Raw genomic sequence first — 18,218 nt, forward strand, 5'->3', positions numbered from 1 at the left:
CTGTGTGATCAGCAATGGCTTGATCGTGGGCAGCGAGGGGCTTTTAGGCCGCAAACAATAGGAATCCGCGGATGACCGGATTGATGACCTAGAGGTACTTCTTGAAGCTGCCTGCGGTCAGGCTCACGGCCAGTCCCAGCAAGGCGGCGCTGGGCAGCAGGATCAGCAGTGGATGCACAGAGATCGGCAAGGCCAGGTACGTGACCCACGGCAGTACGGCCAGCGGCATCAGGCTCGCCTTCGCGCGGTGGTAGATGAAGCCGGATTCCCGGCCTGCGCCGAACCGGCGCACGTCCCGCCGCACAAGACCGTCGATCAGGCCGACGAATGCCGCGGTGAAGATCAGCGGCAGCGTGAGCACCAGGACCAGCAGGCGCACGAGGAACGTAAGCGTCGTGAACGCGGCGGCGATCAGGTAGCTTTCGGTCCAGACATAGACCCGGCTGACGTAGTAGCGGAAGTTGCGTGTCTGTCCGTGGCTGGGCGTGCGCGCACGTTCGGCGGTCTGGCTCATGCGCTCCAGCAGCCCGGAGCGCACGAACACCCATTCGTAGCCGGTATCCACCAGCTCGTGCGCCGTGCGCCCCGGCTCCTGCACGACGACGCTGCGCGTGAAGTGGCTGGACAGGTGCCCCAGCTCGTACTGCAACATCTGCTGGGAATGGCGCCAGCCCTGGTCCTGCCAGAACAGGTGCATGCCGACGCACTCTACGACGATCGAGAACAGCAGCGAGCCGACCAGTACCCCGAGCAGCCGGAAGGGCAAGGTGATGGTGCCGACGATCAGGCCCTGGCGCTGGTTCTGCTCCCGTTGCGCAGTCGAGGCGGCGTCTTTCATGGCGAAGCCTCGTCGGCGGCGCTGTCGCCCGTGGTGGTGGTCACCACGTCTGGCCCGGGCGCAGCGGCATCGTCTAGCAGGTCGTCGGGCAAGGCTGCGTCCTGCAAGACCGGGGAACTGGTGAACTCCCACCACTGCGTCGCTTCGCTGTAGCTCTGGCGCATGTACCCGGCCAGTTGCTGCAAGTCTGCCGGCATCACCTCGTCCGGGTCCGGCGCCGGCAGCGGCATGCGCACTTTCCAAAGCTGGCCGCCCTGCAGCAGTGCGAAGCACTGGCCCTTGGGCAGGCCGACGACATGCGACGGCTCGATCATCGGCACGCTGGACATGCTGATGCGATCCTGGGTGTTGCTGGTGAAGTCCGTCGCCCCGCGGATGTCCGAGCTGTCCGTCGCGCCGCTCACGATGGTGGTCGTATAGACCTCGACCTTCGGTAGTTGCCGGGTCAGCAGTTCAGCGGTCGCGGTCTCGCGCACGCGCAGCACGAAAAGGTTGTTGAAATTCCCGATCACCTGACCGGCCTTGGCGCGGTTGCCGATGCGGGCCTCGATGTCCGAGAGGGTCTGCGTGTACGCGGTGACTTGCAGGCCGGCACCGCCGCCTTTGTTGATGAGCGGGATGAACTCGTCGCCCATCAACTCGTTGAACTCGTCGGCGTGGACATTGATCGGCACGCGCGCACCGGCCGATGCGCCCGGCAGGCCATCGTCAATCCCGTGCTTGTAGATGTGCCCGGCGACCGACACGAGATCGCTGAACATCGAGTTGCCGACCGCAGCGGCGACCTCGGCGTCGGACAGTGCATCCAGGCCGACATAGACGATGGCCCTCTTACGGATGACCTGCATCCAGTCGAAGATCGGCCTGGGGTCGTTGAGGTTTGAATAGTTGGGAGCCAGGAGCTGCGAAATCTTGCCGCTGGTGAGCTTCTCCAGCAGCGGCAGGAGGCTGGCGACGATCTTGTCGAAGTACGTCTTGTCGTAGCGGACGGCGGAGCGCAGGCCATCCAGCACCGGGTCATAGTTGCGCGCCTGCGAGAGGTACTGCTCCAGCGCCACCACGCGCTTCTCGCGCCCGATCATGTTGCGCGGGATGTTCTTCTCGTTGAGCTTGGCCTCGATCTGGACGATCACCTCCCAGGCCTTGGGCTCCGTCTTGGCGAAGTAGTGCTGGGCGTACTCGATGAACAGCGCGTCGATGTTGATGACGTGCCGCTGGATCAGCATGTAGTCCGGGCGCTGTCCCAGCTCCACCAAGGCCCGGGCGATGATGTTGACGAAGCGCCAGGCGAACTCGCGGAACGCCGCGCTGTTGCCTTCGCCGGAAAGCTGCCCCGCGACGCGGGTGGCCACCTCGCTGATGCGGCCGAAGCGCCCCACGGCGTTGTAGCGCGCGGAAATGTCCGGCCAGCCCAAATGAAAGACGTAGAACTCGCCTTCGCGGCCCGCGCGCTTTGCCTCGACGTACATCCGCTTCAGGAGATCGGCATCGCCCTTGGGGTCAATGACGATCACCACCTCGTGCTCGCCCGCGGCGTTCACGCGTCGGATGTCCTGGGTCACGAACAGTTCGGCCAGCCGGGTCTTGCCGACGCGCGTGGTGCCCAGCACCAGCGAATGCCCGACGCGCTCGCCCAACGGCAGGCTGACATCCACCTCCTCGGGCTCGATGCCGTGCAGGCGCGGCAGACCGCCCACAGGCGGCAGCGGCCGCACCGGGTTGAAAGGCACGTCCCAGCCGGTGAGCGCTGGCAGCCGGGACAGCGGGAACGGCGCGAACTCCAGCCGTTCTTCCAGACGCCGCGCCAGCCGGTACGCGGGCGTCGGCTCGACGTAGCGGCGGAACTCCGGCCGGTACGTCTGCATCAGCCTATGGGTGTGCTTCTGCTCCCACAGGAAACCGCGCCCGACGAACAGCCGCTGCTGGCTGACCGGCACGTCCTTGCTGGTCATCACGTATCGAGGCAGGCGGCGGATGTTGCGCCGGTAGCGCAGGATGACGCGGGCATCGCGGTAGCGGATGGCACCGTAGGCGCCGAACGCCAGCGCGCTGCCGACGCCCATGGACGGGCTCAGCGCGAGCGACCATGGGGCCACCAGGGACAGAAACGCGGCGCCCGCGCATGCGGCAACGGTGTATAGCTCCACCGCTGGGCGTAGCAGTACCTCGACCGGCTGTTTCCCCGACATGGCTTCATTGCTCGATGCCGGTGGCCGTGATCAGCGCCGGGTAGTGCCGCAGGCCCAGACGCTCGGCCAGGTCGTCGCCGGACACAGGCGCGAGCGGCACACCGGGCACCAGGGCGCGCAGCAGCGCCAGGCCCTGCACGGTCTCGACGTTGACCACCAGGCCGACCGCGCCGCGCTCGCGCAGCGCTGCCGCCTGGCTGCGCAGCCAGGCCCGGGATGCCTCGTCGTCGCCGACGACCACGAAAGGCCGCAGGCCCGGTGCCTCGATGACCCGCCGCGCGACGGTGCCGGGCGTGAGCTTGGCGCTGCGCACGGGTAGCATCGCGGCCTCGTCCGCCGGCGTGGCGAGAACCTGGGGTGTCGGGATCGGCGGCCGGGCCGGCGCGTTGGCGCGCGGCTGGAGGTTCAGGGCTTCGTAGTACGGCAGCGCCGACGCGCCGCCACGGTCTTCGACCACGATCAGCGGCTCGCCGGCAAGCGAGGCCAGCGGCAGGCCCGCCAGCAGTACGAGCAGGCCCCGCAAGGCCAGATGGGATGTCGTCATGGGGATGTCTCCTGGCGTGCGGCGAGAACCGCGGCGGTTGGGCGTGCGCCCTGCACCCGGGCGAGGTGGCGCGACACGCTGCGCCGGTAGCGGGCGGCAGGCTCGCCGCCCGCAGGACGGTGGTAGCGGCCGATCGCCAGCAACCAGTCCTCGCCGGGGGTGTGCTGCTCGCGCAGGATCTCGGCAGCGATGGCGAGGTTGCGGTACGGGTCCAGCAGGTCGCACGCGCTGGCGTAGCGCTGCTGGTGGTAGCCGAGGTTGATCTGGCCCAGGCCGGCGTCGATGCGCGTGTGCGGCGTGGAGCGCATCACCTGCTGCAAGCCCGCGCAGGCATCGGCGCGGGTTGCATAGCGGCGCGACTGGCCGGCGACATTGAGCGACCACGGCCACGGTACGATGCGCCCGTTGCGCCGGATGCCGCTCTCCTGCAAGGCCACGGCGTAGAGCACCGTCGAGGGGATGCCTGCGCGCTGTGCGGCGAGCTGGTAGGCCGGTGGCGGAACCTCCTGGGCCTGGGCGACGCAGGCGCACAGGCCAGCGGCGAGCATCAGTGCGCGCAGGAGTGCGGCTATGGCTGGCGCTGCCATTGGCCGTTCACCTCGCGCACGACCGCGGGCAAGTCGCCGGGCAGGCCCAGCGACAGCCAGCGGCCGCCGTCGTGGTTGAGCGTGATGGTGCCGCTGCGCACGCGCGCCGGATCGACGTTCGCGCGTTTGGCCCAGTCGCGGATGCGCGCATCGTCCTGGCGGCTGCCGACCATGTACAGGTCGAACTCAGTCCCCGAGGATTGCAGGCGCTGTACGAGCTGCCCGCAGGCTTCGCAGCCGTCCTTGACGAACACCGCCGTGCGGCCGGAGCCGCGCGTGGCTCCGGCGATCGGCTTGTCGTCGGGCAAGTTCACCCGCTGCATGCCGGGGTTCAGACGCTGCCAGGCCTCGTCGTAAGCCCTCTGGTAGGCGAGCAGCTTCTCCACGCGGCGCGCTTCGACCTGCACCTGCAGCTCGGCGTAGCGGCGCCGTTCTTCATCGGTGCGCGCCTCGATGCCCAGGGCCGACAGCGGGTCCAGGTTGGGCGAGTAGATGCCCAGTGGCCCGTCCATCAGTTCGCGGTAGCGCGCCCACTCCTGCGGTTGCAGGCCCCAGTCGCTCGCCACCCGGTCATCCAGAACGCGAGCGACCAGCGGGCGCTCCTGGCTCTGTGCATTGCGGGCGGGTGCCGCAGGCGGCTGCTGCGCCCAGACGGGCCACTGGGCGGACGCCAGCAGGAGCGCGGAAAGGAAGATCGACGGCTTCATGCGATCTGCTCCGGTCAGGGAATCGCCACGCGGCGGGTCTGGTCGCCGGCCTGGAACACCGCGGTGTTGCCCTCGACGACCTGCAAGCGCCACGGGCCGACGGCATCGCCGGGTAGCAGCACCTGAAGCTGGTCGGGCGTGAAGTCGCCACTGCTCGGCGCGACGGACACGCTGCGCTCGCCGGCGCGCAGTTCGGCACCGACGATGCGGAACGGGAGCGGCGGGGGTTCAGGCTTGGCGGCTGACTTGCTCGGTGCGCGCGGCTGGGCGGGTACTGCGGCGCGTGCGGCGGTCTGGCGCGCCTTGACCTGCTCGACTTCGGCGCGCAGTACCTGAAGGTCGTCGGCAGCGGCATAGGCGCTCAGCGATTTCTCGACCTGGGCCGCGCGTGCTTCCAGGATTTGGCGGGTGTCTTTGAGGTCTGCCGCCGTGGCGACGGCCGGACGCTGCTGGATGGCCTCGACGATCTCGGCCAGGCCCGTTGCCTGCGCTTCGAGGCGTTGCAGGCGGGAATCGAGGCGATCCTGGTCGGCCTGGTCGTTCATGGCCTGGTAGCCCAGGGCCATCAGAACACTGAGGCCGATCAGCCAGAGCCACATCAGGCTCTGCACCACCACGGTGGCCGTTGAACGATGGGTGGGCTGCGGGCTGTTCATGGCTGGCCTCCCGATGCCGCGGGTGCCAGCGGGAACGTCTGCACCGCCTCGGTGGCGGGCGGCGCGGGTGCGTTGTCGGCGGTCATGCTGTCGCCGGGCCGCTCGAAGCAGATTTGCCGCGCGCGGTCATCCGCGTGCAGTTCCCAGGCCGGACCAGCCAGCGTGAGCAGCGCATCGCGCAGGGCCATGGGGCCGAGGTGCAGGTGCGCCGCCGGCAGCGGCAGTGCGTACAGCTCGATCACCGCGTGCGCCGTCTGGCATAAGCCGTAACCGCTGCGCTTGAGCACATGCCGTAGCCCGTCGCCGACCGTGGCGCGTGCATCCTCGGGCATGGCGACATCGATGGTCTGCAACAGCAGGTCCCGCTGCGCTGCTGTCGGTGCCAATTCCACGAGGGTGTAGCGGCCGTAGCGCACGACGGGGATGTAATCGGGCGCCTCGGGTACGGGCGCGGCCGAGATTTCCTCGATGGTGTCGGGCGCGACCGGCGCGCTCGTCGTGGCGCAGCCGCCAGCCAGCACCGACCAAAGCAGGCCGAGAAAACCCGCCAGCAGGCGGCGTTCGGGATGGTGAAACCAAGGTGGAGAGGGGCACATGGCGCGTCGTCCTGAAACATCGAGCCCTCACCATCGCCGCTCGGGCCACGAGCGGCAGCAAACAATGCGAACCAGGCAGCGCCCGATTTCCCGGCAGCCTCCCTCCAAAGAAAAAGGCCCCCGAAGGGGCCAGTGAAGATGCAGCCACGTCCACGGAGACCGTGGGCGTGGCTGCAAGGTGGGAACAATGGAAAGCCGGCGGCGCGAGGCCGGCGTTGGCGTGGGGATCAGGCGGCGACAAGTTGCCGGGCCAGTGCGACCTCGACGGAATCACCGTCTTGGTTGAGCACATCGAGGCCCGATTCGGGCACGTCGCCCGAGGTGGACTGCGAGACCATGATCTTCTTGGCCATCAGCTCCAGGCAGGTCATCTGCGAGGAACCGGCGTAGCCCAGGTAGATCACGCGCACCGGCTGTTTCTGTCCGATGCGCCAGGAGCGGCGTGCCGCCTGCTGGAGCGAGTACACGTTGTAGCCCGACTGCATGAAAACGATCGTCGGGAAGTCCAACAGGTCCAAGCCCGTCTTGACCAGCTCGGGGTTGGTGATGAGCACGTCGATGCCACGGTCCAGTTGCTCGGCGATCCAGTCCTCGCGGCGGCTGGCGTCCACGCTTGCGCGCAGCACCGCCACCCGAAAGCCTTCTTGCTCCAGCAATACCTTCAAGCGCGACGTGGTGTCGCGCGTGCCGGTATAGACCGTGTAGGCCAGAACCTTGCGGCCCTGCGCCTTCTCTTCCTTGCAGATGTCGATCAGCTCGCGCTCTTTCGGCGTCACCTCGAACTCGTTGAACTGAGCCGGGACGAACGCCAAGGTGTTGCGCGTGCGCGGATGCACTACGGTTTCCGACCGGAAGCAGCAGTCCGGCCAGGCCAGCAGCACGTTGAGCACCACACCCAGCAGCGTCGTATCGCGTCGCGCCAGAGCCTGTTTCAGCTCTGCGGTCAGCCGACCCGCCAGGTCGCGGTAGGCCGCGGCTTGCGCCGTGTCCATTGCGACTTCGCGGAACTCCTCGTCATACGGCGGCAGGACGTTGCCGCCGATGTCCTTGAGCTTGAGGAAGATCGTGAACGGCAGGATGCACCGCAAGACCCCCTTTGGCCCGAAGCCGGGAGCCTTGACCGTGCGCACCGATACCTTGGTGCCCCTGGCCGTCTTGTGCGCCGTGCCGGTGCTTTCGGAGTAGATGTCCTTGAGGACCCCGTGGTCCCTCATGAACGCCATGGCCGCCGAGGTCATGCTGCCGCTCGTGGTCGGGCGGTAGCCGTCTTCGATCATCCGCCCAGGCAGGGCTCGGAACAGCAGGTAGAACAGGTCGTCCCCGTAGCCGCCCATCAGCGTGCCTGTCAGCAGCAAGGTCTTGCGAGCCTTCGCCGCCAGCACGCCCATAGCCTGACCCTGGGCACTGCCACCGTTCTTGTACTCGTGCGCCTCGTCCGCGATGCACAAGTCGAACGTGCCTTGCGGCAGATAGCGCTTGATGAACTCGGACGGCTGGTAGCCGCCTTCGCCAAAGCCGAACTCCATGTTCGCCATCGCTCTTTCCATGCGATGCGCCTGGCGGTCAGAGAAGACCAGTTCGCCGTTGCCATCCATCAAGTTGATGAACTCGTGGATGTTGTCGCCCAGCATCGACGCCAAGAACCCGTCGCCGAACTTCTGCATCAGCTTCTGCGCAGTGACTTCCCCGATCGTCGGGATGCGCTTCAAGGCTTTCAGCACGGCCGAGGACTGGTCGCTGCCGGACAGGCTGCGCGGGCGGATCAGTGTCCACAGGGGGGCGGCGCAATGGCTGCACTTCCTGCGGTATTCCTCGGCTTGGAGCGCGACCGGGTTGACCGGCTCGCCGTCGAGGTCGGTGATGACCGTGCCGCAGTCCGGGCACGCCGCCACGTTGCCGTGACGGGTACGCCGCTGGGTGAAGACGGGCTTCCAGTGGAACCCCATCCGCATCCTGACCCGGCCCAAGACAAAGAACTCCTGGCCCGTGGGCTGGACATTCAACTGCTCGCGCAGCTTGATGAGCTTGACGAGCGTGTCCGGCCCGTTGAGCACCCACACCTTGGCGCCTGCCACCGTCTCCTGGATCTCGCGCCGCCACTTGTAAACAAGGTGCGGCGGCGAAAGAACCAGGGTGCGGCGGTAGCCTTCGGCGTTGAGCACAGCGGCCGTGGCGATGCCGACGGTCGTCTTGCCGCAGCCCATTTCGCCATTGACGATCGCGGCGCGTTCGCCACGGTCGATCAGCAGCTCGGCGGCGGCGTGGACGACTTCGGCCTGGGCCGGGAACAGCTTGCGCTTGAGGCTGGCGACGACGAGTTGCCGGTGCGCCTGCGGCTGGCCGTTATAGACCGGCGGGTTGGCGCTATTGAGGGCGTCGAGCAGTTCGTCGCCGAACTCGCCGACGAAATCCTGAAGGCTCAGGGTCAGAGGGGAAGATTCCGCATCGAGCAGTTCGCCCTGTACGGGCGCGGCTTCAACGGCAGTGGTTTCGAGATCGAGGGACATGGTGATGCTCCAATGAAAAATGGGGCATGCACCACCCCCAGCGGGGCAATGGCATGCCCCGCAGTGGGAAGGAAATCGGCGCTTGGCCGAGGTGGTCGAAGTTGCCGGCCGTGGCGGCCTGCTGGTGAATCGTGCTCAGTCTTCGGACGGCAGCACGATGACGGTGGCGCTGCGCTGCGCATCGGTGACGATGCGGATGGCCAGCCCCGGATGGATCACGTAGCGGGATTCCAGCGATGCACCGGATTGCAGTGCAGTGCTGTTGGCCTGCCATTGCTGGATGTTGACGTCGCCCCAGTCGCCACGGGTGTGGCGCCTGAAGTACGGGATCGGGTCGAGGCGACCCGTTCGGACCAGGCGATCGATGCCCCTGCTGAAGATGAGCGCACCGATTGGAAACGCCAGCCTGTGGCAGTAGGTTTCAATGCGATGTGATGCCATGGGCTCCTCCTTGATGAGTCATTGAGCCACGACACCCCTGGCGGAGTGAAGTGGCTCCGGCAGGTGGATGAAGACGACAATGGTGCTGTCAGATCATGTCCCGTTCTTCGGGAAGCTGGATCACCGTGGTCTGGTGGTCCTCGCTGGTTTTGACGATCAACACCAGTTCGGGCGTGATCCTGAAGTGGGAGATCATCGGATCGTCCCCACGGATTGCGACATCGTTGGCTTGACGGGTGGCCTCATCGGTCTCGCCCCAGTCACCGCGCACATGGCGCTGGACAAGAGCCAAGGGGTCGATCAGGCCTTTGCGGGCCAGCCAATGCACCTTTTCGCTCAACTGCAACGTACCTGGTGCGAACAACGGTTGCTTCTGCGGCGCGGGCCGCTTGAACAGGCTTGAGAACATGGGTGTTTCTCCTTCGAGGTGGTACAGCAGGACGGCAGCGCGTCCGGTGGACTAACGGATGGTCAGGACCTCGCCCCGTGTCGCGGAGCCAGGCGTCATGTCCCACGCGCGGATGACGGGTACGAACTTGTCGGTGAGGATGCGGGTCTCGGCGATCGAGCCGTCTTCGCGTTCGGTGAATTCCCGCTGGAGCGTCTTGTCCTTGTGGGTGTCACCTTTGACGACGAGCACGCGGCCGGTCTTGGAGCGCACAACCCCCGAGATCGCGCCCGCGGCCAGAGCCAGGGCGAGATGCCAGTGGGACAAGGCACGCGCCGGCGGACGCAGCGACTGCTGCGCGGCCCCCAGGTGCGTGTCCAACGACGGCCAGAGGCCTTGCAGCCGGCCGACTTCATCGGCGAACTGCTCCGGCTCCATCGTCACGCGGAAGAAATGCTCCGGCTCGGCCGGACTGGCGGGGACGATGTACGGCAGGAACGGCCATTCGATCGGCAGCTCCTCGGCTTCGACTTCGCCAAGCCCAACCTGCAGCAGCAGATTGCGCACGGCCTTGAGACCATCGGGTGCCAGTTCACGCTGACGCACCCTGCGGCCGAAGATCACCACCTGCTTGAACTGCGTCTCCACCGCTCGGTAGATCCGCAGGTCCGTGTAGTGGCGCGTCAGCCAGCCGACCAGCTCCGCGTCGAGCACGTAGCCGGGGACGATGAAGACCAGCACGCCGCCGTACTGCAACAGCGACAGGCTGCGCTGGTAGAACAGCTTTTCGAGGCGGGCACGGCCCTGGCCCTGATAGCCGATGTTGCCGTTGACGTCCTTGGACAAGTCGCCATACGGCGGGTTGAGCCAGAGCAGCCCGAACGACTGCTTGGAGATCATCGTGTCCATCAGGTCCGCGTGCAGGCAGTGATCGATCAGGCCGCGGGCATGGCGTGCCCGCTCCGCGTCGAACTCGACGGCGAACGCCTTGGCCTGCTCGCGCCCAAGGGCATGAGCGGCTTCGGCGATCGCCACGCCTTCGCCGGCGCAGGGATCGAGGACGCACATCGGGCCATCGCTGGGCATCAGTGCGGTGAGGGCTCTTTCGAGGGTGGGTTCATCCGTGGGGAAGTACCCGTTCTTCACGAAATTGCGGGCGAGCCGCGGGAACATGAGGGCCATGGAAGTCTCCTGGTTGGCGGGGATGAAGTGCGAAAGCACGCCTTGGCGTGCTCTCGCGGGTGGGTCAAGCCGCTACCGCTTCCGGCGTCCAAATCTTGGCCGGATACGGATAGGCGGTGAGCACGTCACTGCGGATCAGGGAGCCCAGCGCCAGGGTCAGCGCCGGCACGTCGATGGCGAGCCGATGGCCTTCCAGCGGCCCGAGGGCGAACGGAAGGCGGGCCAGCATCTCGCGGGTCTGTAACAGCTCCAGCACGGTTTCGCGCCAGTGGTCGAGCAGCGGCAGTGGGCAGGTGTCCCGTACCAGTATCCACAGGCGGTCAAGCCGGTGGGCGCTGCCCTTGGGCAGCAATGCCAGTGCGCTGGCGTTGGCCTTGTCGGGTTTGACGCAGCGGCGGTCGAACAGCCACACGTTGGACAGCGAACCGAACAGCGTTCGCCGGTAGGCGCGGGTCATGCGCTTTTCCAGGCGATCGACGTTGCCGACGAATACCGGGACGCTGCCGCCCTGGTCGGTGATGACGTGGAACTGGTCCAGGCCCTGCTCGTCGCGCCCGAGGGTCAGACGAGCGAGGAACTGCTGGATGGCGGTGTCGCGCGCCCAGATCGACAGGAAGATCAGATTGCCCTGGTCATCGCCGACGCAAGCGTCGGCCATCACGTCGGAGCATTCGTCGATCCGATACAGCGTGGTGGAAGAAGTGTTTGCGGGCATGGTGGTGTCCTCGGATGAACGGGAACAGCACCGCCCGCTGGGGCAAGTACTGCCCCAGGGGGTGGAAGAAAACCGCTCAGTCCGGCTCGAACTGCCGGGTGTGCGGGTTGAAGTGAAGCGCCTCATCTACCGAAGTGATTGGCGTGAAGCCCTCCAGGTAGATGTTGTTGAGGTACTGGTCGCGGTAGGCCAGTGCCTGCCGCCCCTGTTCGTCGGTGAGGCCGTTGCTGATGAAGTACTCCAGCATTTCCTCGTCGGAAGAAACTTCGTCGTTGGACAAACTCCCTTCAACGAGCTTCAGCAGCAAGGGCGGGAGCGCAGCCAGGATCGGGTCCATGTCGGTTCCTCCTGGCTCAGGCCATCAGCGCTGCGGTGGGTGCCGCAGGTGCCATGGGTGTGCGCCGCCGCGCGTGGTAGGCGCGAACGCCTGCACGCCAGTCGGCGGACTGTTCTGGTGCGAGGTCCAGATAGGACAGCGGGCACGAGTAGTAGTACGGGTGCATGGACTCGTCCAGCGGCTTGTAGCCCCACTGACCGCCGCTGCGTTCGAGAAGATCGCAGCGGATGTAGCGCAGGGATTGGCCCGGCGCCAGATGACGATGCACGCCTTCGACCTTGGCCGTCACTTCCGTGACGGACCAGAGGACGTTGCCGCGCAGCGCGTGGGCAATGACCTTGACGCTGGCGCGCTCGGTCTCTTGCGGTGCGATCAGTTCCGCGATCAGTTCAGATCGCGATTGGGGGGAAAAATACCAGCCCATGAGAGGCCTCCTGAAGAATGGAGCCGGAGGCCTCCCCGTGGGGGAGAACCCCCAGCGGGTGATGGAATGCCGCGCGTGCGGCGAAGGAACCTATGCTTTGCCCTTAGTCCCAGTCGTCATCGTCGCGATCACAACCGGCCGGGCAGTAGCCGAACTCGATCCCGTGAGAGCAATAGCCATGCTCCGCATTCCAGTCCTGGGTTTCCTGCCTTTCGGCAGGCGTTGCGTAGTCCCATTCCCGGGCTGCGATTTCCAGCGCTTGAGTGCGCTGGTCCTGCGGCAATCGACTGGCTTGCGCGTCGATTTCCGAACTGAAAAGCGTGACCCAATGATCCCAGGACAGGCCGCAACCACGCTGGGCGTGCTCGGCGGCCGTCTTGCAGACAGCGCGCCAGGCGGTTTCGTCCAGCGTGGAATGAGGTGCATCGCAAGCGATGGTGGACATGATGGAGACCTCCAGAAGAAAGCCGGAGCCTCCCCCGCATGGGGAAGGAACCCCGGCGGGTGGATGAAGAACACCGCAGGTGCGGCGTCTGCGATCACGCAGGTTGCAGTTCGGCCTGGCGGCTCCACTCCTGCGTCTTGAAGTCCAGCGTGTAGCCCAGTTTGCCCAGGCGGGCGATCTGCGCGCGCAAGGTGCGGCGGTCGATGGTCGAATCCAGTTTCACGGACTCACCCAGCGGCCAGAGCAGCCCGAACAGTGCGGCGTCGCCATCTTCGGTGCTGCCGGGGGCAGCAGCCGCAGCGGGCGTCGGCGCATCCACGCCGAAAGGCGTGGTATCGACCATCGGGTCCGCGGACGCCTGCACGGATGCGGGCTTGGCGGGTCTGGATGCCTTGGCGGGCTTGGCCGGCGTTGCCGCAGGCTGCGCCCCCAGTTCTTCATCGAGCGGATCGATGTCCTGGGTGGAAAAGCTGCGAATATCGTCGCGGCTCAGTTTGTCAACGCCGAAGAGCGTCATTCCATCCAAGTTGCAACGAATCTCGAACTTGATACCGCCCCGCATGGGGATCGGATTCGGAAAGATGTAGCGGATCACGAACTCCCCGTCGTACTTGCCTTCGGGGTATTGCTCCAGCTCCGCGTCCTTCACCGCGAAGTTTCCGATAGGAGTGACGAGGTAGCCGACGCAGAACGGACCATTGCGGCCGTGGATTGTGCGAATCGAAAGCTGACCCGATACGACGATGGGCGGGACTGACCTTGCGGATGCCGATGTGACTGCCATGATGGTTCTCCTTGGGGAATAGGAAAAAGGCAAGGCCCCGTGAGGGGCCATGCCGGATCAGAACGAAGCAGCCAATGCCGGCTCCTGCTCCTCGACTTCACCTGCGGGCTCGCGCTCGGCGGGCTCGACAGGCTGGTCGGCAGCGGTGTCGGCGGCAACCTCGGCTTCGGGCGCGGGTGCGTCCTCGGCTTGCGGCGCCTCGGCTTGCGCCTGGCTCGTCGGATAGACCTGGGTGCCGTCGATCTTGATGAGACCGATGTGGACCAGCGTCGATTCCAGGCTCGCTCCCGGTTCCCCGGCGCGCTCGCCCTTGGTGCGGATGTACGGATCGATCTTCATGTCGTTCAGACGGAAGGCGATCAGCACCTTGCGGTCCCCTTCGATGGCCTGCACGCACCGGCGAACCAGGTGCTCGGCTTCAGGGGTGGCGACGATGGTGTCGAAGTACCGATATTCCGGTTCACCGACAGGCCCGGCCAGTGCCGCGACGCAGCACGACAGGAACGGATCGCCATCCTTGGGGGAGACGTCCTTCGGACGGCTGAGGTAGCCGATGCCGCGGGTGATCAGCTCGTGCTGCTTGATCGAAGCCAGTTCGGCCCGGTCAAGCGGCTCGGCCTTCAGCAGTCGCGCCTTCAGAGACGCGGCGGCCTGGCCCTTGTGCTCACCCTTGTCGCGGATGTACGCATCGCCCCAGAGGTCGCCGAGGCGGAAGCGCACCAGCGGCCGCTGCTTGGGATCGTCAACGCCGATGTAGCGCTCGACCAGTTTCTTGGCCTCGGCACCCGAGACCTTGACGTCGAAGTAGCGGTAGCTGGGGTCCTTGGCGGAACCGACCAGTGCGGCGATGGTGCATGCCAGAAAGGGCTGCGCGCGGCGGCCGCCCCGGACGGGAACCTCGCGGGCTCGCTGGATGTAGCCGATGCCCGAGGTGTGGAGGTCGAAATACGATTTCTCGTTGGACGTGGTGCTCATGGTGAATCTCCATTGGGATGAAGCGGAGACACACCGGCCCCACGCATGCGGGGAAAGGTGCGTAACCCCGCGGTGGGTTGATAAGGCGAAAGCATCCGCCACCAGAGACTGGTGGCCGCTCGCGGACGGATGCGGTGCGAGCTGGCTCGGTCACGCAGTGGGAACTGCGTCGCAACCTCGAAGACCGATGGTTGCCTGGCATGTCGCTGACAACGTCAGCAGGCATGGGGGCAGCATGTCCGGGCCTCGCGCGCGCGGCAGCAATCAATCGGCATCCGGGCGTTTCCCTTTGTCCGCACCGCCCGGTGCTTGCCACAAGCACTTAGGGCCGCGCAGGTGGTCGGGGGTGTCAGCGCGAGGACGGCTGGGGCGACTCCAGGCACCGCCGCCGCGCGTTCCGAGCAAATGCCAGCCGGCGGCGCGCAGGCTGGCACCACCTTCATCGAGCAAGGTGTAGGTGATCAGCCGCGTGTAGCCCAAGGCCTTGGCCGCCTTCCAGGCCGCGCCGTAGAGCTTGCTGCAGGCGTTCGGTGCGCCATCGGTGCAGAGCCGGGTGACTTCGAGCGTCCAGCCGTCATCCAGGTGGCGGGCGACCGGGCGGCCGACGATGGCCACGCCGCAGATGCCATCGGTGGCGGACAGCGTGACCGCCAGGGCGAACTTCGCTCCCTGAACCGGACGGTGGTGGCGGTGGTGCTTCTGCACGAAGGCATTGGCACAGCGCAGGGATACCGGCAGCAGTCGCAGCGATGGCGAGGTCGATGGCCCGGCCATGGCCGTCAATCACCGCAGAAGCAGGCGATCGGTTCCTCGGCGTCGTCGAACAGGTCGCCCTGGTCGGCGGCGAAGCGTGCCAGGTCGGCGTAGCTCGGGCCATCGGCGCGAAACCGGGCGCCGCTGGGCTTGCTCGCCAGGTTCAGCGATTCCATGCGAATCCACCACACCGCGGCCTCGGGTCGAGCCTTGATGAGGGCCAGGCGCTGCCCGCGCGGCTTCAGGAAACACAGGTCGCAGTTGCCTTCGAGCGTGCGCCCGTTCACCGTCAGCAGGTCGAGGTCGAACGCTTGCGCCTGCCAGAACGCGCCCACGTCGCGCACGGTGACGCCTGCGTCCGCCAGGGGCATGCACATGGTCTCGTGGATCGATTCGGTGGAATGGCCGCGCGCGCGAATCTTGGCGACGCGACGCTGCTCGTCGGCGCGGATGCCGATCATCTGGTCCCAGTCCGTCCAGCCCAGATGCCGCAGGTAGCGGTGCATCGGTCGAATCTTCAGGCTGGTCGTGCAGCCGCGCGCGACGGGATTGGGCAGGTACTGACGCTTGCGGATCAGCGCCTCGAACGGCTCGCCCTGACGGCTGGCCCGATCGAAGTCCACCAGCGTGAAGCCTGGCTCCGTGGGCAGATATTCCAGCCAGCGTATCGGCACCTGCCAGTGCCCGGCGCAGTCGCGCACAAAGCGCAGGGTCGCTTCCACCTCCTTGCCGGTGTTGGCGAAGCAGACCACGGTGTCGGCAGGCAGGCCGCCATTGGCCTGCAATACGCGCCAGAGCATGTAGGCGCTGGTGCGCCCGCCCGAGAAGCTGATGCAGGTCGGTTGGGTGATCTTGAACGGGTCGTGCATGCGGTCGTCTCCGTGGGTAGGTCGGCGGGCGAGCCGACGCGGCGGGCCATGGCGGCCGGAGACGAGCACGCACGCGGCGAAGGCCGCAGTGCGGAAAAAAGGAAGCCCCCAAGAAGGGGGCCGTGAGGGGATGGTGGTAGTCGTTGCGCTACACCGATGGCACCACCTCCAGCGACAGGTGCGTCGTGGTGGCAGACAGCATCAGATCGTCCGTGCCGTGCAGGATGCGTGCGAAGACGTCTTCCTTCGGGTCGAAGAACTCGCCGAAGTCGTCGCCACCCAGCTCGGCGCGCGCCAGTTCCCACCAGTCGTCAAACGGGTCGGTATCCGGGTTGCAGCCGACGGCATAGGCCAGCAGCTTCACGCGGCCATCGGGACGGCGCTCTCCCTGCTCGGCGAGGAAGTACACGCCCTGGTCCTTGGCGAGGACGACGCGGCATTGGTTGGCAACGGCCTCGGCCAGCACGGGGCGCAGGTCGGAGCCTTTGAATCGCAGTGACATGGTTGATCTCCTGAAGAAAAAGGCCCTCCACCCGAATAGATGGAAGGCCCATGGCGGCAAGTCGCCGGTAGGCTGCGATCAGCCGTAGCGCCGCTTGGTTGCCTTGGCGTCGATGACGCTCACGTCGATCAGACGCCAGCGTCCGTCGTCGATAAGCCGCTCCAACACTTCACCGAGCATGTCGAAATACACCTCGTCGTGCCGATCGACCAGTTCACCGTCGCGGCGCATCTCCACCACGTAGGTGTCGCCGCCGCGGTCGTAGAGGATCGTCACCTGGCCCTCGAACTTCGCGGTCGAAACCGTGAAGCTGATTGCCGGGGGCGTCTCGATGATCTTGGACGGCTTCGGATCGACCCAGGTGAAGTCGCGGGCGCCCGCATCGACCAGCATGTGGGTGATGCGCCGGAACCCGTCGGGAGCCGGCATTTCCTCCAACTGCTGGATGAGCTGCCCCAGTTCCATGCACTGCGGCTCGGGGATGGGCAGCTTGGCAGGCGCGGAGCCGAGGATGTGCCTGGTGATGGTGTAGGGAACACCGTCCGCGGTCTTCTCGGTGATCACTTCCGGGGTGTCCGCGCGCAGGCCGTCGAAGCGGCGGCGGGCATACGGTTGGACATGCACCTTGGCGCCTTCGCTGGGAACGGTAGTCACCAGGTTGGGATCGAGCACCGCGAACTCGCTGGGCTTGAGCTTGACGACGATGGCGTCGTCGTTGGCCGCGACCACCTTGCCGTCGAAGGGCTTGGGATCGATGGCAAAGCCCAGCGTCGAGGATTGCGGCTGATCATCGAAAAAGCGGTACTTGATCGACCGCACGTTGCGGGGCACATGGCCTGCGACAAGCGAAGGCATCATGGTTTTGATGAGGGAACGGTCCATGGGAATCTCCTTGAGGAAGAACAAGGGATTCCCCGCCCGCAAGGGAGAGGTCCCTTGTGGGTAGATGGACGCGGTGCGTCCGTAGGAAGAAACGACCAGCACGGCTTCCCGTGCTTGCAGCCTCGAAGGTCTCGGCTGCCTGGGCATGTGTCGGCAACACCGACGAACATGGGGTAAGGATGGCCCTAGAGTGCTCGGCCGGCCTGCATGAAACGGCACCACACCGCACCCGGTTTCTTCCTATGGTCTATGCCATTTGCTTCCTCAGGATTTCATGATGCTGTCTTCTGGAACAGGCAGAAAACGAACTGCTGCACTGTCCCGAAGGGCGTGTGATGCGCCTGGCGCTCCTGCCGCAGCATCGTGAAGGCATCGCCGAACTGCGCATGCAGCTCGTCCGGGCTGTAGCGCGTCACCGGCAAGCCGCTGCACTGCTGCGGCCCGTCGTCCGCGAAGGTGGCGATGATGGCGAAGCCGCCCGGCCGCAGGGCATGCAGCATCGTCCGCACATAGGCTTGGCGCTCCTGCGGCGCCGTCAGGAAGTGGAATACCGCCCGGTCGTGCCACAGGTCGTAGGCCAGCGCGGGCAACTCGACCTTTGTAATGTCCCCGACCATCCAGGCCACCGCCTGGGCGCGCTCGCCCAACCGCGCCTGGGATGCCGCCAGCGCGGCACCCGACAGATCCAGCACGGTGAGGCTGGTATGGCCCTTGTCCAGCAGGTCGTCCACCAGCGTCGAGGCACCGCCGCCCACGTCGATGATCGGCACATCGAGCGGCACGCCGGTTTCCCGGATCAGCACCAGTGAGTGGCTGGCGTGCGGCTGGAACCAGCTCACGCCGGTCGGCTCCTTGGTCCGATAGACGTGATCCCAATGCTCTCTGGATGGCATTTCC

General features: G+C 66.3%; 22 protein-coding genes. All 22 read right to left on the minus strand.

Translation table 11 applies throughout. From position 1 onward, the window contains the following. Nucleotides 1-88: 88 nt before the first annotated feature. Nucleotides 89-838, minus strand: a complete 750-nt coding sequence (locus tag BN940_RS06070) for a TIGR03747 family integrating conjugative element membrane protein (RefSeq protein WP_033448798.1) — start codon at nucleotides 836-838, stop codon at nucleotides 89-91. Then, nucleotides 835-3,027, minus strand: a complete 2,193-nt coding sequence (traD, locus tag BN940_RS06075) for a type IV conjugative transfer system coupling protein TraD (RefSeq protein ID WP_033448801.1) — start codon at nucleotides 3,025-3,027, stop codon at nucleotides 835-837. The genes BN940_RS06070 and traD overlap by 4 nt, the downstream gene beginning before the upstream one ends. A 4-nt stretch (nucleotides 3,028-3,031) precedes the next feature. After that, nucleotides 3,032-3,571, minus strand: coding sequence for an integrating conjugative element protein (locus BN940_RS06080; RefSeq protein ID WP_033448804.1), 540 nt, complete (start codon nucleotides 3,569-3,571; stop codon nucleotides 3,032-3,034). After that, the gene (locus tag BN940_RS06085; protein ID WP_033448807.1) at nucleotides 3,568-4,158 is read right to left on the minus strand and encodes a transglycosylase SLT domain-containing protein; all 591 of its coding nucleotides are present in this window, start codon (nucleotides 4,156-4,158) and stop codon (nucleotides 3,568-3,570) included. The genes BN940_RS06080 and BN940_RS06085 overlap by 4 nt, the downstream gene beginning before the upstream one ends. After that, nucleotides 4,140-4,865 carry a TIGR03759 family integrating conjugative element protein gene (locus tag BN940_RS06090; RefSeq protein ID WP_033448810.1) on the minus strand — a complete coding sequence of 242 codons (726 nt, stop codon included), beginning with the start codon at nucleotides 4,863-4,865 and terminating at the stop codon, nucleotides 4,140-4,142. Before BN940_RS06090 ends, BN940_RS06085 begins: the two co-directional genes overlap by 19 nt. Before the next feature lie 14 nt (nucleotides 4,866-4,879). Further along, the gene (locus BN940_RS06095) at nucleotides 4,880-5,521 is read right to left on the minus strand and encodes a hypothetical protein (RefSeq protein ID WP_033448812.1); all 642 of its coding nucleotides are present in this window, start codon (nucleotides 5,519-5,521) and stop codon (nucleotides 4,880-4,882) included. After that, complete coding sequence (gene pilL2, locus BN940_RS06100; RefSeq protein ID WP_033448814.1) at nucleotides 5,518-6,117, minus strand: PFGI-1 class ICE element type IV pilus protein PilL2; 600 nt, start codon at nucleotides 6,115-6,117, stop codon at nucleotides 5,518-5,520. The genes BN940_RS06095 and pilL2 overlap by 4 nt, the downstream gene beginning before the upstream one ends. Nucleotides 6,118-6,344: 227 nt before the next feature. Continuing rightward, nucleotides 6,345-8,624, minus strand: coding sequence for a helicase-related protein (locus BN940_RS06105; RefSeq protein ID WP_033448816.1), 2,280 nt, complete (start codon nucleotides 8,622-8,624; stop codon nucleotides 6,345-6,347). A gap of 135 nt (nucleotides 8,625-8,759) precedes the next feature. Continuing rightward, a complete protein-coding gene (locus BN940_RS06110; protein WP_033448819.1) occupies nucleotides 8,760-9,065 on the minus strand; it encodes a hypothetical protein in 306 nt (101 codons plus the stop codon). Between the two features lie 88 nt (nucleotides 9,066-9,153). After that, nucleotides 9,154-9,474, minus strand: coding sequence for a hypothetical protein (locus tag BN940_RS06115; protein ID WP_033448821.1), 321 nt, complete (start codon nucleotides 9,472-9,474; stop codon nucleotides 9,154-9,156). A 51-nt stretch (nucleotides 9,475-9,525) separates the two neighbouring features. Further along, a complete protein-coding gene (locus tag BN940_RS06120; protein ID WP_268258440.1) occupies nucleotides 9,526-10,659 on the minus strand; it encodes a DUF6094 domain-containing protein in 1,134 nt (377 codons plus the stop codon). Nucleotides 10,660-10,699: 40 nt separating this feature from the next. Further along, nucleotides 10,700-11,350, minus strand: a complete 651-nt coding sequence (locus BN940_RS06125; protein WP_033448824.1) for a hypothetical protein — start codon at nucleotides 11,348-11,350, stop codon at nucleotides 10,700-10,702. A gap of 76 nt (nucleotides 11,351-11,426) precedes the next feature. Next, nucleotides 11,427-11,687, minus strand: a complete 261-nt coding sequence (locus BN940_RS06130; protein ID WP_033448827.1) for a hypothetical protein — start codon at nucleotides 11,685-11,687, stop codon at nucleotides 11,427-11,429. Nucleotides 11,688-11,703: 16 nt separating this feature from the next. Continuing rightward, nucleotides 11,704-12,111 (minus strand): hypothetical protein, encoded by a 408-nt coding sequence (locus BN940_RS06135; RefSeq protein WP_033448828.1) that lies wholly within the window; start codon nucleotides 12,109-12,111, stop codon nucleotides 11,704-11,706. Between the two features lie 103 nt (nucleotides 12,112-12,214). After that, nucleotides 12,215-12,556, minus strand: a complete 342-nt coding sequence (locus BN940_RS06140) for a hypothetical protein (protein WP_033448831.1) — start codon at nucleotides 12,554-12,556, stop codon at nucleotides 12,215-12,217. A gap of 94 nt (nucleotides 12,557-12,650) precedes the next feature. After that, complete coding sequence (locus BN940_RS06145; RefSeq protein ID WP_033448834.1) at nucleotides 12,651-13,340, minus strand: DUF3275 family protein; 690 nt, start codon at nucleotides 13,338-13,340, stop codon at nucleotides 12,651-12,653. Between the two features lie 57 nt (nucleotides 13,341-13,397). Continuing rightward, nucleotides 13,398-14,315, minus strand: coding sequence for a DUF3577 domain-containing protein (locus BN940_RS06150; protein WP_033448836.1), 918 nt, complete (start codon nucleotides 14,313-14,315; stop codon nucleotides 13,398-13,400). Between the two features lie 264 nt (nucleotides 14,316-14,579). Beyond that, nucleotides 14,580-15,089 (minus strand): XF1762 family protein, encoded by a 510-nt coding sequence (locus tag BN940_RS06155; RefSeq protein ID WP_033448839.1) that lies wholly within the window; start codon nucleotides 15,087-15,089, stop codon nucleotides 14,580-14,582. Nucleotides 15,090-15,094: 5 nt separating this feature from the next. Further along, complete coding sequence (locus BN940_RS06160) at nucleotides 15,095-15,937, minus strand: phosphoadenosine phosphosulfate reductase domain-containing protein (RefSeq protein ID WP_033448841.1); 843 nt, start codon at nucleotides 15,935-15,937, stop codon at nucleotides 15,095-15,097. 148 nt (nucleotides 15,938-16,085) lie between these two features. Beyond that, nucleotides 16,086-16,439, minus strand: coding sequence for a DUF3085 domain-containing protein (locus BN940_RS06165; protein ID WP_033448843.1), 354 nt, complete (start codon nucleotides 16,437-16,439; stop codon nucleotides 16,086-16,088). 78 nt (nucleotides 16,440-16,517) lie between these two features. Further along, nucleotides 16,518-17,321: a hypothetical protein gene (locus tag BN940_RS06170; protein WP_033449053.1), complete on the minus strand. Its 804-nt coding sequence runs from the start codon at nucleotides 17,319-17,321 to the stop codon at nucleotides 16,518-16,520. Nucleotides 17,322-17,593: 272 nt separating this feature from the next. Continuing rightward, nucleotides 17,594-18,214 carry a class I SAM-dependent methyltransferase gene (locus BN940_RS06175; protein WP_033448846.1) on the minus strand — a complete coding sequence of 207 codons (621 nt, stop codon included), beginning with the start codon at nucleotides 18,212-18,214 and terminating at the stop codon, nucleotides 17,594-17,596. Nucleotides 18,215-18,218 lie beyond the last annotated feature (4 nt).

This window comes from Castellaniella defragrans 65Phen (genome assembly GCF_000612685.1).
Lineage (GTDB): Bacteria > Pseudomonadota > Gammaproteobacteria > Burkholderiales > Burkholderiaceae_B > Castellaniella > Castellaniella defragrans.

What these genes read in the sequence shown, in the direction of transcription:
- BN940_RS06150 (WP_033448836.1), bottom strand. Translation starts at nt 14,315, where the DNA reads ATGAGCACCACGTCCAACGAGAAATCGTATTTCGACCTCCACACCTCG.
- BN940_RS06070 (WP_033448798.1), bottom strand. Translation starts at nt 838, where the DNA reads ATGAAAGACGCCGCCTCGACTGCGCAACGGGAGCAGAACCAGCGCCAG.
- BN940_RS06155 (WP_033448839.1), bottom strand. Translation starts at nt 15,089, where the DNA reads ATGGCCGGGCCATCGACCTCGCCATCGCTGCGACTGCTGCCGGTATCC.
- BN940_RS06090 (WP_033448810.1), bottom strand. Translation starts at nt 4,865, where the DNA reads ATGAAGCCGTCGATCTTCCTTTCCGCGCTCCTGCTGGCGTCCGCCCAG.
- BN940_RS06105 (WP_033448816.1), bottom strand. Translation starts at nt 8,624, where the DNA reads ATGTCCCTCGATCTCGAAACCACTGCCGTTGAAGCCGCGCCCGTACAG.
- BN940_RS06135 (WP_033448828.1), bottom strand. Translation starts at nt 12,111, where the DNA reads ATGGGCTGGTATTTTTCCCCCCAATCGCGATCTGAACTGATCGCGGAA.
- BN940_RS06085 (WP_033448807.1), bottom strand. Translation starts at nt 4,158, where the DNA reads ATGGCAGCGCCAGCCATAGCCGCACTCCTGCGCGCACTGATGCTCGCC.
- pilL2 (WP_033448814.1), bottom strand. Translation starts at nt 6,117, where the DNA reads ATGTGCCCCTCTCCACCTTGGTTTCACCATCCCGAACGCCGCCTGCTG.
- BN940_RS06125 (WP_033448824.1), bottom strand. Translation starts at nt 11,350, where the DNA reads ATGCCCGCAAACACTTCTTCCACCACGCTGTATCGGATCGACGAATGC.
- BN940_RS06160 (WP_033448841.1), bottom strand. Translation starts at nt 15,937, where the DNA reads ATGCACGACCCGTTCAAGATCACCCAACCGACCTGCATCAGCTTCTCG.
- BN940_RS06080 (WP_033448804.1), bottom strand. Translation starts at nt 3,571, where the DNA reads ATGACGACATCCCATCTGGCCTTGCGGGGCCTGCTCGTACTGCTGGCG.
- BN940_RS06130 (WP_033448827.1), bottom strand. Translation starts at nt 11,687, where the DNA reads ATGGACCCGATCCTGGCTGCGCTCCCGCCCTTGCTGCTGAAGCTCGTT.
- BN940_RS06175 (WP_033448846.1), bottom strand. Translation starts at nt 18,214, where the DNA reads ATGCCATCCAGAGAGCATTGGGATCACGTCTATCGGACCAAGGAGCCG.
- BN940_RS06170 (WP_033449053.1), bottom strand. Translation starts at nt 17,321, where the DNA reads ATGGACCGTTCCCTCATCAAAACCATGATGCCTTCGCTTGTCGCAGGC.
- BN940_RS06115 (WP_033448821.1), bottom strand. Translation starts at nt 9,474, where the DNA reads ATGTTCTCAAGCCTGTTCAAGCGGCCCGCGCCGCAGAAGCAACCGTTG.
- BN940_RS06140 (WP_033448831.1), bottom strand. Translation starts at nt 12,556, where the DNA reads ATGTCCACCATCGCTTGCGATGCACCTCATTCCACGCTGGACGAAACC.
- traD (WP_033448801.1), bottom strand. Translation starts at nt 3,027, where the DNA reads ATGTCGGGGAAACAGCCGGTCGAGGTACTGCTACGCCCAGCGGTGGAG.
- BN940_RS06110 (WP_033448819.1), bottom strand. Translation starts at nt 9,065, where the DNA reads ATGGCATCACATCGCATTGAAACCTACTGCCACAGGCTGGCGTTTCCA.
- BN940_RS06165 (WP_033448843.1), bottom strand. Translation starts at nt 16,439, where the DNA reads ATGTCACTGCGATTCAAAGGCTCCGACCTGCGCCCCGTGCTGGCCGAG.
- BN940_RS06145 (WP_033448834.1), bottom strand. Translation starts at nt 13,340, where the DNA reads ATGGCAGTCACATCGGCATCCGCAAGGTCAGTCCCGCCCATCGTCGTA.
- BN940_RS06095 (WP_033448812.1), bottom strand. Translation starts at nt 5,521, where the DNA reads ATGAACAGCCCGCAGCCCACCCATCGTTCAACGGCCACCGTGGTGGTG.